Annotated in this window: 15 protein-coding genes and 1 tRNA gene; 7 read left to right on the top strand and 9 right to left on the bottom strand. The window is 38.2% G+C overall.

The window, feature by feature from the left end; all coding sequences use genetic code 11:
• Nucleotides 1-59 precede the first annotated feature (59 nt).
• A complete protein-coding gene (locus OXIME_RS06840) occupies nucleotides 60-947 on the top strand; it encodes a hypothetical protein (protein WP_393971100.1) in 888 nt (295 codons plus the stop codon).
• On the opposite strand, the gene OXIME_RS06835 is transcribed toward OXIME_RS06840, so the two are convergent.
• The 4 genes from OXIME_RS06835 to OXIME_RS06820 form a co-directional block, all read right to left on the bottom strand.
• Nucleotides 940-1,560, bottom strand: coding sequence for a uracil-DNA glycosylase (locus OXIME_RS06835; RefSeq protein ID WP_393971099.1), 621 nt, complete (start codon nucleotides 1,558-1,560; stop codon nucleotides 940-942). The genes OXIME_RS06840 and OXIME_RS06835 overlap by 8 nt on opposite strands.
• Nucleotides 1,561-1,611: 51 nt before the next feature.
• Nucleotides 1,612-2,514 carry a DMT family transporter gene (locus tag OXIME_RS06830; protein WP_393971098.1) on the bottom strand — a complete coding sequence of 301 codons (903 nt, stop codon included), beginning with the start codon at nucleotides 2,512-2,514 and terminating at the stop codon, nucleotides 1,612-1,614.
• A 137-nt stretch (nucleotides 2,515-2,651) separates the two neighbouring features.
• Nucleotides 2,652-2,885 carry a hypothetical protein gene (locus OXIME_RS06825; RefSeq protein WP_393971097.1) on the bottom strand — a complete coding sequence of 78 codons (234 nt, stop codon included), beginning with the start codon at nucleotides 2,883-2,885 and terminating at the stop codon, nucleotides 2,652-2,654.
• A 153-nt stretch (nucleotides 2,886-3,038) separates the two neighbouring features.
• Nucleotides 3,039-3,221, bottom strand: a complete 183-nt coding sequence (locus OXIME_RS06820) for a hypothetical protein (protein ID WP_393971096.1) — start codon at nucleotides 3,219-3,221, stop codon at nucleotides 3,039-3,041.
• Nucleotides 3,222-3,816: 595 nt separating this feature from the next.
• On the opposite strand from OXIME_RS06820, the gene OXIME_RS06815 reads away from it, so the two are divergent.
• Nucleotides 3,817-5,220 (top strand): DNA-directed DNA polymerase II small subunit, encoded by a 1,404-nt coding sequence (locus OXIME_RS06815; RefSeq protein ID WP_393971095.1) that lies wholly within the window; start codon nucleotides 3,817-3,819, stop codon nucleotides 5,218-5,220.
• A gap of 7 nt (nucleotides 5,221-5,227) precedes the next feature.
• On the opposite strand, the gene OXIME_RS06810 is transcribed toward OXIME_RS06815, so the two are convergent.
• A complete protein-coding gene (locus tag OXIME_RS06810; RefSeq protein WP_393971094.1) occupies nucleotides 5,228-5,569 on the bottom strand; it encodes a nitrite reductase in 342 nt (113 codons plus the stop codon).
• Nucleotides 5,570-6,906: 1,337 nt separating this feature from the next.
• On the opposite strand from OXIME_RS06810, the gene OXIME_RS06805 reads away from it, so the two are divergent.
• Both OXIME_RS06805 and OXIME_RS06800 read left to right on the top strand, forming a co-directional pair.
• Nucleotides 6,907-7,710, top strand: a complete 804-nt coding sequence (locus OXIME_RS06805) for a hypothetical protein (protein WP_393971093.1) — start codon at nucleotides 6,907-6,909, stop codon at nucleotides 7,708-7,710.
• Nucleotides 7,711-7,795: 85 nt separating this feature from the next.
• Nucleotides 7,796-7,935: transfer RNA gene (locus OXIME_RS06800), tRNA-Trp, on the top strand.
• Nucleotides 7,936-9,052: 1,117 nt separating this feature from the next.
• On the opposite strand, the gene OXIME_RS06795 is transcribed toward OXIME_RS06800, so the two are convergent.
• From OXIME_RS06795 to istA, 4 genes are all read right to left on the bottom strand, one after another.
• The gene (locus OXIME_RS06795; RefSeq protein ID WP_393971092.1) at nucleotides 9,053-10,045 is read right to left on the bottom strand and encodes a transposase; all 993 of its coding nucleotides are present in this window, start codon (nucleotides 10,043-10,045) and stop codon (nucleotides 9,053-9,055) included.
• 118 nt (nucleotides 10,046-10,163) lie between these two features.
• Entirely contained in the window at nucleotides 10,164-10,925 is a 762-nt protein-coding gene (gene istB / locus OXIME_RS06790; RefSeq protein WP_393971091.1) for an IS21-like element helper ATPase IstB, read from the bottom strand.
• The gene (locus OXIME_RS06785; RefSeq protein WP_393972262.1) at nucleotides 10,925-11,215 is read right to left on the bottom strand and encodes a Mu transposase domain-containing protein; all 291 of its coding nucleotides are present in this window, start codon (nucleotides 11,213-11,215) and stop codon (nucleotides 10,925-10,927) included. Before OXIME_RS06785 ends, istB begins: the two co-directional genes overlap by 1 nt.
• Nucleotides 11,216-12,094, bottom strand: coding sequence for an IS21 family transposase (gene istA, locus OXIME_RS06780; RefSeq protein ID WP_393971090.1), 879 nt, complete (start codon nucleotides 12,092-12,094; stop codon nucleotides 11,216-11,218). It abuts the gene before it with no gap.
• 79 nt (nucleotides 12,095-12,173) lie between these two features.
• Here istA and OXIME_RS06775 point away from each other — a divergent pair, with 79 nt between their 5' ends.
• The 3 genes from OXIME_RS06775 to OXIME_RS06765 all read left to right on the top strand — a co-directional run bounded on the left by OXIME_RS06775 (nucleotide 12,174) and on the right by OXIME_RS06765 (nucleotide 17,924).
• Nucleotides 12,174-12,443 carry a hypothetical protein gene (locus OXIME_RS06775; protein ID WP_393971089.1) on the top strand — a complete coding sequence of 90 codons (270 nt, stop codon included), beginning with the start codon at nucleotides 12,174-12,176 and terminating at the stop codon, nucleotides 12,441-12,443.
• Nucleotides 12,444-12,776, top strand: coding sequence for a hypothetical protein (locus tag OXIME_RS06770; RefSeq protein ID WP_393971088.1), 333 nt, complete (start codon nucleotides 12,444-12,446; stop codon nucleotides 12,774-12,776).
• Nucleotides 12,777-13,649: 873 nt separating this feature from the next.
• Complete coding sequence (locus OXIME_RS06765) at nucleotides 13,650-17,924, top strand: PEGA domain-containing protein (RefSeq protein WP_393971087.1); 4,275 nt, start codon at nucleotides 13,650-13,652, stop codon at nucleotides 17,922-17,924.

Raw genomic sequence — 17,924 nt, 5'->3', positions numbered from 1 at the left:
GGTATTGATCCAAGCCCACTTTGTAAACGGCTAAATAGAAAGATTCAATTAGTAGGAATATGAAAAATTACAGGGCTCTTTCAATTGCCATTGCTGTTACTTTTCTCGCTGCGGCAATGATTGCTCCCATATCAACGGCAGGTACTGTCAACCTGGTTCTGGATCAGAAGGATAATTCTGCAAATCTCACTGAAAAGGCTAATTCCCAGTTAATGGTCAAAACCAATTCCACAACGGGGTTTAGCAATGGACTATTTTATACACTCGAAAAACTTTTTCCACATAACTACAGCTACAGCATGGTGTTGAACTCATCTTCAAACCATACTATGGGCAATATTAACGAATTATTCCATCATTTCAATTCAAATATATCTGTAAACTATTTTCAGATGAATATCACTGGAAAACAGACCATGGCTAACAGCACTGAGTTCGTTGATAACTATTCCAGCAGCATGATCCTGAACATTACAGGCATATTTAATGGAAGAAGCGCAAATCTATCCTGGAGGCATGCCATATCTGATAGCAACATCAGCAAATGGTCCAATGGAAACGGATCTATATCAGTTAGCAACCAAAAGAACGTTACAAGTTTCGGAATTTATAATTTTACAGTTTTCCATAAGTCTCTCTCTTCATGGAACAGAACCTATAATGCATCTACAAATATAACCACATTCACCACACAGTCATCATCAGTGACACAGGTAAGCTTTTTCAACATGACTTCCAATCTGACCATAAGATACACAAGTGATCCGGTCTACACAATAACGGTCCATGGGAATGCTATAGCAAGGGGAAACTCGCTTCTTATTGAAAATGCACCACATAGTACTACACCATATGGTACTTTCACAATCTGGTACATAGTAGTTGCAGTTGTAATAGTGGCAGGCGCAATGGTTTCCATGAGTTTTAGAAAAAGAAGACTCAACTGATTTTTATAATCCCATATTTTTCACTCATATACTCCCTTGTTTTATTATTTCTATACTCCTTCCTGAAATCACGTATAAGATCAAACCTGTTCTTCATTGTATGAAAAAGCTTAGGGTTCCTGAGTATTGCGGCTGGATGGAACTGTGGAAATATAAACATTTCATCAATCTGATATATATTCTTCCAGGCCTCAGAAATCCTTCCAAAATCAATCTTTAGGACAAATCCTAAAGATTTCAGCGCTGAGTTCCCCATTGGAATGATGAATTTCGGTTCAATCAAATCCATCTCATCTTTCAGAAAGGGTGAACATTTTCTGATTTCAGTTATCTTTGGTGCTCTCCCTATTTTGGGTCTGCACCTCACGGCATTTGAGATATAGACACTTTCTCTGGGCATATTTGTGTCCTTGAGCATTTTGTCAAGCAGTTTGCCGCTCCTCCCGACAAACGGAACCCCCGTTTGGTCTTCGGTTGATCCAGGTGCCTCTCCCAAAACCAGAGTATCTGCAAACTGTAAACCAACCCCACACACCGCTGTTTTTCTTGAGAAATAAAGGTCGCACTTTTTGCATCCCTTGATTTCATTGCAAATGGAAGAAAGGCTTTGCATATCACATGGAAATATTCATTTTATTATTTATTGGTATTGTTGTTACTGGAGTTAATCAGGATCGCTGTCATTAATGGCCTTATTTCCAGCTTCACGGCTCTTCCTGGCAGTTAGGTATATCCCTATTGATATCATAACCAGTCCCAGGTATGTGAAATATGTGTTCACTTCCCCGAGAATAAGGTAACTAAAAAGAACTGAAAGAGCAGGAACAGTAAAAAAAAGTCCTGAAATGGATGATACGCGGTATTTCCTGAAGAGAAAGAGAAATATGAAATATGCCACAGCAGTCCCCAGGCTTCCCATGAAGAGGGTTACCAGAATAAAGACTGCATTCAGACCTGAAAAAGAAAAGGTCCCATCAAGGAAGGCCCAGAGAGCTATAACAGGCAGTGCATAGGCAAACTGCAGGGAATTGACTGCAAAAACATCTGTGCCAATAGATAGATATTTCTTAAAGTAAATGGTGCTTAAAGACCAGCAAACTGCTGCAATAAGAAGAAGGAACAATCCTATCCCGGGTTTGATGTATATCTGGTCTGCAAAAATTGTTATAAGCCCGGCAAAACCTAATGCAGTGCCCGCAATCTTGTATATGTCCAGCTTTTCCCCTATTATAAGGAATGAAAAAACAAGCATGAGAATTGGGTATGAATAGATTATAAGGCTTGATAGGGAAGCACTGACAGACTGCTCTCCCGTAAACCACAGCCCCATGAATATTGTAATGTTAAGCAGCGAAAACAAGAATATCTTGAGGTGAGTTTTAAAGTCTTTTGGTATCTTCATGATTCTGAAGAAAATGGCAAATGAAAATACAAGGGCAAAAATAACTCTGAAAAGCAGCACCATCATGGGGGGTTCGTATCCCAGAGCAATTTTCACAAAGGGGTAATTGACTGCCCAGAAGGAAGCCATTGCCATAAATGCAATGCCGTCGGAAAGCTTTGCCATGCGTTGGTCATGTTGGTCACAATTAAAATCTTATGTAATATTTTACCAAACAAATTTCATTCAATAGTTCGTATCAAAAATTAATGATTCCAAACAAAAGAGGTGAAAGATCACGATGGAAAAATTAACTCTTTAAATTATGAATCCTGGCAATGCAAAACATTCCATTGGAAAATTACTTTATCGCCGTTCTGGGATATGAGAATTGCCAAGTCGTAGCCAAAGTTACTGTCCGGAAGCGGTCTTATAACAATATTATCCACATTTTCACAGGGCAACCAAAAAATTTCAAATTTTTCCATATGATTAGAAAATTCTCTTATGGTCTTTCCTTTGAAAGAATCATCTATAGAAATATCTTCAAACCTCATCCTTCCATTTTTACTCAGAAATTCACTTTATATCTTCGAGATGCCCGGATTCATCACAGCATTGGATATGAGAAGTGAAGATAAATTGCCCCTAAGGATTATCTTATATGCTCCTGCAGTCCTTGCGGCATCCTGGTCATCTCTGTACAGCAGTTAGGCAATGAGATAGACATCCCGATCCACCTTTTTGAGATTGAATATTGAAACAATTGTCTTTGCATTCAACGCAGAGATCTCTTCACATTCATTCCTTCTGTCCGCAAGGATGGCTGCTGTTTTGCACTTTGATATCCCAGGGCCTTCCAGATCCTTTGTATTTCTGGCTGTACTGTTCACATAGTCAACATGTGGATCTTCTATACGGGGCTTTGTTAGGGGCAGGATTAGTACGAATATTTCCTCCCAGCTATGTTATGGGCTATTTCCACCGCCTGGTCATCAAAATTGCAGATTATGATGTACTTCTTCATCTCAGTCCTGCCCACTCCTGGCTTTCTGGCCATTCCGTTTTCTATAAGCTTAGAAACGAGATTGGCAAGCAGAAAGTTTGCGCTTCAAATTCCTGCCATCATTATGGATATTCCGCTTATTCTGACATAAAGCCCCACAACCGGGAGTCACCGTAACCCATTGTTGTAACGGTCTGCATAACCCCCAATAAGCTTGTGAAAAGAGAATGTATCTCTAATTGGGACTTCCCTCTATGAAGCAAATATTCTGAGAAAGCCCCGTATGTGATAATTGTAAGGGAGGATGCAGCGGAATTCAGGAGAACTCTCTTAAAACTCTCTTGAACTTTTTTTTGGGGCGGGGGGAATAAAACCGCGAGACGAAATCCCACACTAACTTGAAAACATCATTCAGATCTTAAATAGAATTGGTTGACAGTGACCTCACAAATGTTAAATCAATATCATGTTATACCAATGACATGGTCATGTTATTTCAGGATAAACCTGGGATTTTAAAATATTTCAACGAACATGGCATTCTCGTTTCACCAGAGGCGCTTCAGGTTATACTCGACAGAAGCATGGGGGATCTTATCCCGAAGATGTTATCACCGGAGATACTTCAGGCAGGCTACCTTGACGAAGGGACAGTCAGGAAACTTCTCAGAGGCGATACAGGGGTTAAAGACCAGGATTTTGAAGTTTACTTTCCGGATATAAGGATAAACAGTTCAGTTGAAGACTTCAGGCAGATGTTTGTGAGCAAATATACTAAACTGAAGAAAATTGTGATGGCTTCATCCACCATGAGGGGATCTGTGGATATCAAAAAGGCAAAACTCAGCATAGGGGAGGTCAAGGTTATTGGTATGGTCTCATCAGTGGACGTGACGAAGAACGGCCACAAGAGGATTGTCATTGAAGACATGGAGGAGAGCATACAGGCCATACTGATGAAAGATAGAAATGCCGATGAACTGATTCTCCAGGACGAAGTAATAGGCGTTGTGGGTAGCGTTAGCAAAGGAAAGGGCGACCCGGTAATATTTGTAAAGGAAATTGTCAGACCTGACATACCTTACAGGATGATTGATGAAACCAAAAGGGACCCTGTTTATGTAGCATCTCTTTCAGATATACATGTCGGAAGCAAGACGTTCAGGAAGGATGACTTCAGGGCAATGATTAATTGGATTAAATCGTCAAGAGAGGAGGCTGAGAAGCTGAAATATCTCATCCTGAGCGGAGATGTCGTTGACGGCATTGGTGTCTACCCGGGACAGGATGAAGATCTGGAGATTCTGAATCCCATGGAACAGTATGCAAAGCTGGGAGAATACCTCGTGGAAGTACCAGAGGATATACATGTGTTTGTAATGCCTGGAAATCATGACAGTGTCAGGCTTGCCGAGCCTCAACCTCTTTTCTCAGAAAAAATCAAGTCCATGTTTCAAAGAAATGTAACCCTAATTCCAAATCCATACAACCTAAGGATTGATAAGAAAAACATACTGATATATCATGGAATGTCCCTAAACGACATGGTTGAGTTGGTGCCTGGAGCAAATTTTGAAACTATTGGGAAAGCAATAGAAGAAATACTGAGGAGAAGGCACCTTGCTCCAAAATATGGAGGTAAGACACCGCTCATTCCCTCAAAGAATGACTATCATGTCATAGAAGAAGTTCCGGACATATTCATAACGGGCCACATCCACTCCCACTATCTTGGAAACTATAAGGGTGTAAGGTATGTAAACTCTTCAACATGGCAGAGCCAGACTGATTATCAGAAAATGATGAATTTTGCACCCAACCCTTCAAAGATCACACTGTTCGATCTTTACTCAAAAACCACCATAATCAAGGATTTCAAGAGCTGAATAGAATTTAGAACGTCCTTTTTATGATCTCTTCTATCTCTTTTCTGAACATGTTTGTAAAGTCAGTAACTGCCTGATCCTTAATGCTTTCAGGAGTCGTCAGCAGGCCAATTTTTGCTGTAACCTTGGCCATCCTCGCCATGGAATCATATTCCTTGATCTTACTTTCCATGAAATCCTGAAGAACCTGTGCAATTTCACTTTTAAGTTCCTGGTTTTTGTTAATCATTTTCCTTATGTATTCTTTTATCAGATCCTTCATTATTTCCCTGATTGCTTCAAAATAAAGCTCTTCGGAAGGCATAGTTCTCAGAATGTCTTTAAGGTATTTTTCCACGTCACTTGGCACGTAGTATACAGTAGTTTCTAATAGATAAGAACTTTGGTATGGAATGAAACAAAATGGAGTTTCCATTTAGGCTTTCCTAATGGTTTTTAGTAGTCCAATTTTCCCCAGGTCACAATATTTAGGTTCGCAAATTCATCTTCTTTTGAAACACCCCAGTATTGGATCTGCACCTTTGACAGAATTGATAGGTTTTAATTCCAATTTCAGATTTCAGGTGTTCAACTAATTTGCAGTGTTAGATTTCTATGAACTTCCCGTTATATTTGAATAATGTAGATTTGTGTCTATCTTGAAAAGGTCCATCTTCTGAATAGTGGCATAAGTCAAGATCCCTCTATTTGGATCTAAATTCATAATCACAAACACAACCTGTGGATCAATTTGCTATTTCGACATAATTTCTCTAATTTGCCTTTGTGTTCATGATATCTCTGGTCAGGGTTTGAATTCAACTCCCTTCAGATCAATGCAAATCAACTATGACTGCAAATTATGATGGACCATAATCTTATACTTAGATGCATTTTCCTTCGTCACAATTAGGTTCAAGAAGAATGACAGAGTGCAATTAAACGCTGTATGAAGTAGTTTTTTATAATCAGAATTAATGTCAGGGTATCAGTTTCATATTATGGCTGATTAATGTTAGGTTAAAACCTTTATATCCAAACAAATAATGAGGTGAAACATTGAAAAGAAGTTCAAGAGATTGGAAAAAACGAGGAAACATGCGATGGAAATGGAGAAAGAAAAAGATAAGAAGACTGAAGAGAGAAAGAAGAGCCAATAAGGAGTAACATTATTTCTTTTTAATTTTGAAATTTCTAGCATAAGTCCTATATCCTAATCTATTCTTATATGGTATGTAAGGGCTAAACCTTAATTAATTAAGGTTCACCCTACAATATTGTGGATATAATAATTCTCAATCCATATTTCTCAGCATGGCTTCATATTTCAGCTTTTCATAAACCTTGATCTGGTTGGTGCCTCTCATTAGATATGTGAAAAAATAGTGGTTACATATCCTTATTCTCATAATATGGAAGGGGATTGCCATTTAATGTGTTATTAACATGCATCATCTATAATTTAAGTTGTGTTTTTAAGAATTAAGAATAAAGTCTCCTTGTAACATGAAAAATATCTTAATTCATTAGGGGGATTCATATTGTAGAGAAAGGACCTTTGAATTAGATATATAGAAAATATATACATCCAAAAATGTAAAAAAACTTTAATTAATAATACGTTTACCTTATTATTAATAGGACCATTTGATTCATGTTTAGTATGGAACTTGAGGGATAGTCCAATAAAATTGGAGATGTAATAGATTGGCTAACAAGCAACAAAAGATACAGGACCTCGAAAACCAGATTGAAAGTGACAGGATACTTTCCGGTGATGGGACAAACTGTACACGTCTGGCAACAAAACAGCTAAGATTGGCCAGATTGTACCGGCAGACAGGAGACATGGCAAAAGCCAGTGAGCTGATGGCAGATGCAAAGAAGACATTGGATGACCCATTGTGTCCAAACTCCAGGGAAAAAATTAGGCTCCAGAATGCAATGGCATATATGGGGATGGGAACACCAGGGGCGCAGCAGCAATCAATCAACTCAATGATGATGAACAGAGGTCAGAGAATGCCCGCAATATACAGATTTGCCGGAATTTTGATTCTGTTTGTGGGTTATGGTATACTGTATATATCAGAGTTTCTTGGAATACTCACCAGCACAACAGAATTTGGCATTGGCATATTTGTGGTTTTTGGATTAAGTATTGCTGTAAGCACAATTCTTAGAGGAAGATACATGAGATCAATAAACTCCGGACCAGTAATGGTAAACACCGGGGGTATGGACCCAGCTACAGCAGTTGAGAAACTCGAATCAAAACTGAGAGAAGATCAGTCCTCAATAGATCCAAAAAGGATTCTGGATGCCGCCCAGACAGAACTAGCACTTGCTTCATTGTATTACCAGTCCAAAGACATGGACAAGGCAGCGCAGGCTCTAGACGGTGCCCAGAAGTTTCTTAACGATCCAATCTGCGAACAGGGCTTTGAAAGAGAAAGACTCCTGAGGACTGTGGAACAGATGAAGGGGATGATATCTCGGAATCAACAGTAAAAGTTCACCTCTATAATTCTGTAAACAGCAAAATCATGCAAAGAAAATTTAAGGTAGCTGTTATTTAGGAAGGTAACCAAATAATGGGGATATGGGGTAGTCAGGTATCCTAGCGGGCTCCAGTCAGGGTGTGATTAGCTATGGGTCAACTGATTAAATGATGAGTGACTGGAACTATGAACCGGAAGAGACCCGTAGATCTGGGTTCAAATCCCAGTGTCCCCATCGGTTTTGTGGGGATATATATAACAACAAAAAAATGTCTGAATTTACTTTTTAATATAAAATTTATTGGATAATACAACCCATGTCTAACCTTTACGATAATTATTTAGATTTAACAATATAAAAAAACTTTAACTGGTTATAATTTTGTTTTCAAAATAATTTTCATTAATCTTTTTAACAAAACCCTCGTGTAATGTATTATAAGATATTCCTAACATAACACTCTCTGATTTTACATGACCATCGATGACCAATTCATATCATATTACATGGTGTAAATTAATAAAAGAATTACCTCTTGAATTAAACCCCATTAACTCAATTGATTACTTGTAATTTCTTTTTTAAATGAGTGGTAAATAAAAATCGTGTCGTCTTTAATGATAAAAGGATAGACCATGACCATAATACTGTAAATGGATAAACCAGGACTATAAAATGTAGAATGAAAAAACATTTCAATTACAACATACAAAATTGCAAACATTCAAAACCGATGACACAACGATGACAAACATTAGACCATACCAGACAACCATAATTCCATATTAGACCAGACAAGACAACCTAATTCCGTATAAGAGAAATAAAGACAACATAAGTTCAGTTAAGACAACTCAAAGACCATACAACACAAGACAAAAACAAAGAAAAACGATGATATAACAAGGATAAAATGTATAGTTATTATTTTGAAATTAAGAAAAAGATAAGAAAATAAGATGACAAAATGATAAAAGGATAAATAGATAAATAGACAAATTGGCAAAATGATAAAATAAAAGTAAAAAGAGTAAAAAATAATCTTAAATTAAGTAAAAATAAGAAGATAAAATGATAAAACCAGGATAAAAAGGATAAAAACGGTATAAAACTGTGATAAAAAAGGATAAAACCTTGGTAAAAAGGTAAAATTAGTAAAGAAAAAGTTATTGCCTTAAAATTAAGAGAATTTAGAAGGAATTTGATTTAGATCTCTTCACTATTTATTTTTAAATTCATGGTAAATGTTTTTTAAACTTTTACTGGTATACGTGACTTTACATCATTCTTAATTATCAGCAATGCAAACTCAATAAAATATAAAATTTCTGTTAACCTGACTGTGGGTACATTAATCTCTTACTATGGATTCAAGTTTCATAACTCCATTTATGGTCTCAGACACCTGAGACTTACATTCTATTTTTTCTACAACTCTCTTTCCTCTTGCTGCATAGTTCAGTTTTATATCTTTTAGGTATTCAGTAGTCTTTTTGAGTGATACATCCTTTTGAAATTCCCTTACCTCGTTGTATATCAGTGCAAGAAAGAGATATGCAATATGTGAAAAGAACATGTGCACACTTATCTTTTGAGTAGTCCAGTGATACAATGGAAATGCAATATCCATTGTATTGATTGTTCTGAAACAGTGTTCAACTCTGTTTCTTTTCCTGTACAGATCAATGATCTCTTCCCCTTTCATATCTGAAATATTGGTGAATATGGCATTCTTACCAAACATGTTGAATCTCTCATCCATCCTTTCACTGTTGATCGCCATGGATGGTAACTCTATGGTTTCATTGAGTTTCTCCTGTTCAAGATACAATCTTGCCTTTTCCATTGCATCAGAATCTCCAGTTTCAATGATTCTTTTTGCCTTTACATATACTTTTTTGAATCTCTTCATGAATGTTATCACTCTTTTCTTTTCCAAAACAGAACTGTGATAAACAATGATTCTGTGATCTTTACCATATACATTCTTGCTTGTTTCAATGAATGAATCTTTTTCAATATTCAATTTAATGAGATCTTTATGATCTGATTGGATCAATGCACCTATGTATTTCCTGTCATGAAGAAGTTCTATGTTACTTTTTGAGTTGTATCCCCTGTCAAATATCACTGTTGAATTATCAGGTATGTTCTTTATGATTGATTCAAAGGTCTTTGAATCATGTACATTTCCCGGATATGCTTCACCATACAGTGGAATGTAATCATAATTTGCTGCAATGTAATATGAAATCTGATTCAGATCATATCTCTGTTTCTTGTTATGACCTTTCTTAGCCATGTCATTCTCATCCATGAATGTATACATATTGGATGCATCCACAAAGATTCTGGAGAAATCATAACCAAGAGATATGAGTTTGTCCCTTAGTAAACGCCAAGTGAAAATTGATCACTTTCGCCAAAGTAAAATTGATCCACCCTATTTATACATTCCATTTTCAGATCACCTTCTTCGGTTCGACTATTCCAGTCTTCCTCCTGTCCTTTAGCCGGTAGGATTCCTTTCTTATGATTATGACAGTGCAGTGGTGCAGTATCCGATCAAGAACGGCAGATGGCATTACCTGATCCCCGAGTATTTCGCCCCATTCCGAAAAAGACTTGTTAGATGTGTATATCGTTGATTTTTTCTCATACCGGGATGAGACGAACTGGAAGAACAGGTTCGATTCCTCTCTCGTTAATGGAAGGTATCCGATCTCATCCACGATCATGATTCGGAATCTTGAATATGCCTTGATCCTGTATTCCAGTCTTTTCAGATCGTAATCCCTTTTCATTATCTGGACAAGCTTCACAGACGGGATGTAATATGCAGGTATATCATTCATAATGGCGGCTATTCCCAGTGCCAATGAGAGATGCGTCTTGCCAACACCAGGTGGACCCAGGAACACGACATTCTCAGTGCTGTACAGGAATCGCATGGTCATGAGATCATCGATCACGGATCTGTCGATTGAAGGCTGGAATGAGAAATCGAATTCATCCATGGTTTTTCGGAAGGGAAAGCCTGACCAGTTCAGCATGTTCTCAGTCTTCTTAGAAACCTTGATCTTCATCTCCTCTGAGAGAAGGTGATCGAGTATGTCCATGAAGGATCTATCATGTGCCTTCTCAAGATAGTTGTCTGTGGTTTTCTCGATAACAGAGAGACCTAATTTCCCGAGATTCGCATGAACCCTTTCATACGCATCCATCATGCCACCTCCTCGTATTTCTTAAGATCACGTTTCTCCACAATCTGCTGGTACTGTTCCATGTTTTCGGATCTTATTGCCTTCAGGAGGCCTTCGAAATGATCCTTCTTCCTTGAGATACGGCTGGATCCTGGAGGGATGTCATGATCCACGATTTCGGAATCCACAGTTATAAGTATCTTTCCGTTATCCTCCTTGACTGTGCATTCCCTTTCCGCATATTTCCATGGAAAAAAATATCGATTGCCCTTATACCATACATAACATTCCCTTGAGACCTTTCTTGTTATTCACACATGCGGTATGTATTCAGGTATTGCATTTAATGGGTTGAGGTTCTCCTCCTTTAGCATCTCCATGGGAACCCTTCCAGTTGTTCCATGCACCTTCGAATTGACATTTCTCATCCATTCAGATGCCTGTGCATTCACATCCGAAAGAGATTCGAATATCCTGCCATTGAAGAAATTGCCCTTTACATACTTGATTGTATTCTCAATTTTTCCCTTTGTTTGAGGGCGATATGGCAAGCAGAGTCTCGTTGTAATCCCGTAATACGAAGTAAAATCCATGAACTGCTTGTTGAATTCGGAATCCGATGCCTTGATCCTGCGTTCAAGAACGACCTGCTTCATGTTGTCGTATAGTATTGTATCGGTATACCCGCCGAAGTACCTGAATGCATTCATGTGCATCTTTATGGTATTCTCAACGGAAATGTCCATCGTGAATTCCACATATCTCATACGGGAATATCCAAGTATCATGGAGAATGCATAGATCTTCTTCCTCATGCCATCTATAACTATGTAACCAAACTCACCAAAATCCACCTGTGACTGCTTTCCAGGTTTCGTTTCGTATGGATATACGGCGATTATGGATCTATCATTCCTGATCTCATGCCTGCATGATTTGACAAGGCTGTAGCTTCCCGTGAAGCCAAGCTTCCTTATCTCTTCCAGGATGCGTACAGCACTCAAATCGTATTTGTTTATGAGATCACGTACATTCTCCCTGTAAGGATCGATCTTTGACGGACGTGGATTCCTCGCATATACTAGGGGCTTATTCCCATCCACATATTTCCTGACTGTATTCCTGCTAACTCCATACTTTTCTGCAATTGCCCTGTTGCTCATCCCCTGATCCTTCAGTTTTCTAAACATGTAACATTTCTCCATAGTTTTCAATGCGTTCTTGCCTCCGTAAAGGCAAGCCACATGAATCAATTTTACTTTGGCGATTATGCACAAAATTCAACTGGCGTTTACACTTACAAAGTATGCGAAAACACTGGATGAAATAATCTCACCATATACAACTGAGAAGAAAAAGGAAGAGACCAAGAGAAAGAAAAGGGAGACGGAAGAGGAGAGAAAGAGTGCAAGGACAAGAAGATCAAAGGATGGATCATGGGCAGTGAAGAATAAGAGATTACACTTCGGATACAAACTTCACACAATACAGGATGCCCATAATGACATGATAATCAATTATTCAACCATAAAGGCTTAAGTGCATGATTCACAGATGGATCTATACATGCTTGGGATTGTCAACTACAAAAAAAAGAGATATTTTTGCGTTTCGTGCATGGTAATAGATGCAACTATGGATCGCTCTGTAAAAGATCACAAACTTACAATTGAAAGCATAAGGCGAAATCTCCGGATAAAAAGGAAACGATCAAGGGGCGAAAGACCACATTCTGTTATCAAGGGGATATTCCATGGAGGCCATATATTTGTAACAACAGTATCAAGGGTGAGGGTTAAGAACATGTTCATGTGTTTTGGTCACAATCTGATCTGCATGATGAGAATAAAAAAGAAGAGATCCATAGCGTGATCTATCGGAAATTAATGAAAATAATAGAAAAAAACAGATCAATATTGGGAATTCGGGCAAGTTTAGAAGTGCAAATTCATGTCATTGGATAAAATAGGGAGAAATATGGCGAATTTCAGTAGTTATTCGAAAATGTAAATAATAACACTCAATAATATCATATATATTTTACCATTAACTGTTAGAGCGCTTCGCAACAAGATTCGCTTTATAGAAAAGGTTCGGTTTACTCAGTACGCTTCAGGATGGTGGTTTTGAGATCATTGCCAAATTTGGAAACATTAACGTTCTTATGAGAAAATTTGTTCAACCGTCATTAAAGAATGGTTGGACTCGATTATTAGCTAGTTCTTCACCGCACTCATCACTGTCTTGAAAAAAGGATTTGAGACAAGTTTTGATAATTCGTCTATAATAGATACTATTCTCGCGTCGGAATTAAATTCGAAACAGGCCATAGTTTTTCAACAGTTAATCTGTTCCAAACGAAAATATAAAGGTACCAGACAGGGACAAAGAGAGATCTCATTGGTATGTGAAAATGAACATTATAAACCTTTCTTCTTAAATTAGACAATGCCTGTTTCCTATTGATAGATATCTGTGCTTCAATATCCATGACTGTACTGAGAATCGCTTTTGATCCCCTTCCAATATCTCCTTCGCTTCTGGATTGTCAAGACACTCTAATGCTTCAATTTACGTGCCTCTTTACAAAGGCAAGATAGGCTGATAACATGCTGTTAACTCCACAGAATGTCTCGACCTTACACTTACCTTAAGTCCTCTGGCATTAGTCAACTAGAAACTAACTAAAAACTGATAGTGAGAATAAATAAAAAGCTTTAATTATATGCTGAAACTTATTCAACAATGCTTATTATAAATTGCAAAGCAAAAGCTATAATTGTTATATGCGCATTGATTTTTTCAGGTTTTGCGGTAGTATTCAGCCAAACAGATCATTTGCTGAGTAACAGGGTTCAATCTAATACATCATCAGTTTCCCCATCAGTTTCCCAGAATAGCCCAATAGGGGAGTATCAGGATGGACCCGATGCTATGTCTGGTGCATATAATCCTCACAATCAGGAGCTTTATTTTACAGATTCCGAGAACAATAATGTCACCGCTGTTAATTCATTTCTAAATACTTCAGTTGCAAACATAAGCGTAGGAACAGCACCGATGGGGATAACTTATGTCCCCTACAATCATGATATGTACGTCGAAAATTCAAATTCGAAAAACATTAGCGTAATTGATTCAACGAAAAATACCGTAATAGCAACAATCAAACTTTCAGGGTCGCCACAATTCGGCGCGTATGACCCACAACACCAAACTCTCTATGTATCCGGGCAGAATCCCGGCAACATAGGTGTGATCTGGGTGATAAATGTATCCACGAATAGCTTAGTTTCTAATTTTTCATTACCTTATTTAAACGCAGATCCGCAGGGAATGGCCTATGATCCTTTCAATGGATATATGTACGTTGCCGACCTTGCGAATAATATTGTATTTGCAGTCTCATCTAATGGTAGCATTCAAGCTCTTATTTCTGTAGGCCAGCAACCCTATGGTGTCGCATTTGACCCCATAAACAGGATGCTATACGTAACAGATTCTGATTCTAATAGTGAAATCCAAGGATATCCTCAAGAGAGCAACGTTTCCATAATAAATACAATGACAAATTCAGTGGTTAAGAATGTTGTCCCTGGAAGGTTGCCCGAGGGGATAGCATACGATCCTGCCGATGGATATATATACGTATCTAATTATTTATCCGGAAACGTTTCTGTTCTCAATCCCGCAAATGAGTCTATAATCGCATCACTACCTTCAATAATAAATGGCCAAAAAGGCTCGATTGACATGGTATACGATCCGGTATTACAACAAATGATATCCATAAATGAAATTTCAGCTCAAGACCAGACCATAAATTATAACAGTGCTTCAGGGTATGCTGCTCCTTTCATTTATTCAGGCGGATCACCAAATGATATTGCTTATGATTCCATGAACAACCAAATATATGTAGCAGATAAAACCAATAATATTTTGGTATATTCCATAAACGGTTCAATGATCACATCTATATCAATGCCCAGTTCTGTCCTTTCAACCCTTTATGTGAGAGGCGACAATAAACTGTTTGCAACATTGACCCAAGGGGCGGTGGCTTTGATCAACCCTTCTACACACATAGTTTCTCATATAGTAAATCTCACTGGTGCCTGTCCAGATGGTCTGGCATACGACAGCATCAATAACACCCTTTTTGTTGCATCTGAGGCAGACAACTCTATTGACGTGGTAAGTCTCAATACAATGTTACAGGTAAATCAGGTTAGCGTAGGCTCCCAGCCCTCAGCTCTAACGTACAGCAACATAACGAACCAGGTCTACGTCTCACAGGATGATGCTAACATCAATATAATAAATGCAAGTAGTTATATTGTCACCGTTCCATATTTCATATTAGGATCTGATCCATCACAGGCAGTATATGACAGATATAGCAATTCTATTTATATTGCAAACTCCGGCAATCATAGTTTGTATATCATAAACGAATCGAACATAAATTATGGTAATAGTAATACCCCATTTACTACAATTCCATTGGGAAGTAACCAGACGGGTATCACCATAGACCCATCAAACGGGTTGGTTTATGTTATGCAACCTGGGACAGATAACGTTACTGTGTTCAATCCAAAATTAAATAAAACAGTAGCATCCATTAGTTCGAGTTCATTGGCGGGAGGGGGATATATGAATTATATATCTGGTGGGCAGATCCTTCTGGCTGCAGACTCAAAAGGTTATCTCGAGGCAATATCTCCGTCGCAGGACTATAAAGTGAATATATCAGTTGGAAACCTAATTCCAAATACAAGCAGATGGAACCTGCAGATACAACCATCAATCGACAGCACACTTGCACAGGTCTACAACTCTACTCAGACAGCCAGTCAGAGCGTATCTTTACCTCTGCCAGACGGCACTTATGACCTGAACATATCTTCAAGCTACACTGGCGTTTCACCAATCCATTCTTACTTTGTCGTTAATGGTTCCACACAGAACATGTTATTTTATTCAAAGTACACATTTTCGGAACACGGTTTACCATCCGGCATGAAATGGTCTGTCACCATCGGTTCAAAGGAATATAATTCCTCTTCAAATGTCATGGGAATCACGTTTTCAAGGGAAGGATTATATGTAGCGAATATTAGCGGACCAAGAAACTATCAGGCCTACCCGTCAAGCCTTACTGTAAGGGTAGATCGCACCAATACCTCATATAACATATTTTTCCAGTCTCAAGAGAACCAGACATTTGGAGCCATTACCAAAACAATCGGTGAATATGACAACACCTCGTATAATGGAGATTCATACATTCCTGTATCATACAGAAATAGTTCGTTTTATAGCGCATATGACCCGTCGAACGGATTACTTTTCACACCAGTGAACTCTTCTTCTTCGAATTCGTCGATCAATGTATACAATATTTCGAGTGGATCACTAATCAAAACAAACTACACACCAATGTGCGGTTTACCATTTTCAACGTATTATGATCCAATAAACTCCTTGGTTTATGTCACGTTTTTATCTTCGAATTACATTGCTTCCTTTTACCCATCGAACCTTACTTTGGATAAAAAAGTTGAGTTGAAGGGTGAGCTGGGACCAGCTATGACTAGCATTGGTAACTATATCTACGTTGCAAATTCGACAGGAACAGTTTTCGGAATAAATACACTCACAGATCAGGTTACCAATTACTCAGTATCAGGCTTTCTTCCTTCTCCAATCGCAATGGTTCATTACGGTTCCAATCTTATAATGCTAAACTACTCTGGGAAAAGCCTCATTGAGCTTAACTTATCAACAAAGTCTGCCAATAACCTGGCGTTTCCTTCAGGATTCATGTCCTTGCAGATCATTTCCGGAAAACCAGGGACTCTCTACATCTCGTCAAATGATACGGATTATGTGGAAATATTCAACGAAAGCAGTGACGCTTTCACAGGATCTATTCATCTAAACGGGACTGCAGGCGGAAACATATTCTCCGGTAACAATGCCACGGGGGGCGTATACGATCCCCTCAACGGGTACATGTACTTCAGCTCAGGATCATCAGGTTCCTTTCTAAACATTAACAATCATGGCAATTTCACGGTTGTCAATCCTTCAAATAACAGCGTAGTCAGCAGTTTCCCCGGTCTAAACTCATCTTCAGATTTTTCAATGTTCTTAGTTCCTAAAACACAGAAAATATATTCTGTGAGTTTGATGGGAGATATAATTTCAGTTATTTCACCACAAAAATACTATAACATGACAATAAACGAAATAGGTCTTCCTGCTGGAACTACCTGGAAGATCATCCTGAGCAATGGTAAGACTTACACATCATCCGGTACCATGATAGAATTCCTGGCTGAAAATAATACCCTATATACGTATACGCTTATCAGTGGAAACAGTTCTTATGAAGGAACTCCAGGAAGCTTCATCCTTTCTGGTGGTCCGACACAGTCTCAGGCAATTTTTTCATTACCAACATATAAAGTAACTTTCACAGAATCCGGATTACCATCAGGCACAACATGGTACGTGAACTCATCAACCATGTCTGAACACTCATTAGCTCCGTCAAACGTATCTTTCAACCTTGCCAATGGAACCTATTCTTTTACAGTAACAAATCTTAGCACCTATTACACTGTAACAGATCATTTCAAGGTTACTGTAGATGGAAAGAACGTCACTGAGACTGTAAAATATTACCATTGGGCATACATTGTTGGAACGATTTCACCCACCAACGCAACACTGACAGTAAACGGAAATGCAATCCAAGTCTCATCTTCTGGTTCATTCAATGTTTCAGTTGCAAATGGAACATACAGTGTGGTTGCATCTCTCTCTGGCTATCATACATACTACAGTAACTTCAGTCTTAAACAAGGTTCAGTGAAAAACCTGACCATAAATCTGAAGCAAAACTCTCATCCCTCAGCAATTTCACTAGTTGAAATATATGTAATAATAGTTGCCATAGTTGCAATAGCAGTTATTGCAGCCCTGCTAATCTTTAAGAGGAGGAAATGA

This window comes from Oxyplasma meridianum (assembly GCF_038024865.1).
Lineage (GTDB): Archaea > Thermoplasmatota > Thermoplasmata > Thermoplasmatales > Thermoplasmataceae > Oxyplasma > Oxyplasma meridianum.
This window is presented reverse-complemented; position numbering and strand designations above follow the sequence as displayed.

What these genes read in the sequence shown, in the direction of transcription:
- OXIME_RS06840 (WP_393971100.1), top strand. Translation starts at nt 60, where the DNA reads ATGAAAAATTACAGGGCTCTTTCAATTGCCATTGCTGTTACTTTTCTC.
- OXIME_RS06835 (WP_393971099.1), bottom strand. Translation starts at nt 1,560, where the DNA reads ATGCAAAGCCTTTCTTCCATTTGCAATGAAATCAAGGGATGCAAAAAG.
- OXIME_RS06830 (WP_393971098.1), bottom strand. Translation starts at nt 2,514, where the DNA reads ATGGCAAAGCTTTCCGACGGCATTGCATTTATGGCAATGGCTTCCTTC.
- OXIME_RS06825 (WP_393971097.1), bottom strand. Translation starts at nt 2,885, where the DNA reads ATGAGGTTTGAAGATATTTCTATAGATGATTCTTTCAAAGGAAAGACC.
- OXIME_RS06815 (WP_393971095.1), top strand. Translation starts at nt 3,817, where the DNA reads ATGGTCATGTTATTTCAGGATAAACCTGGGATTTTAAAATATTTCAAC.
- istB (WP_393971091.1), bottom strand. Translation starts at nt 10,925, where the DNA reads ATGGATGCGTATGAAAGGGTTCATGCGAATCTCGGGAAATTAGGTCTC.
- istA (WP_393971090.1), bottom strand. Translation starts at nt 12,094, where the DNA reads ATGTTTAGAAAACTGAAGGATCAGGGGATGAGCAACAGGGCAATTGCA.
- OXIME_RS06775 (WP_393971089.1), top strand. Translation starts at nt 12,174, where the DNA reads ATGCACAAAATTCAACTGGCGTTTACACTTACAAAGTATGCGAAAACA.
- OXIME_RS06765 (WP_393971087.1), top strand. Translation starts at nt 13,650, where the DNA reads ATGCTTATTATAAATTGCAAAGCAAAAGCTATAATTGTTATATGCGCA.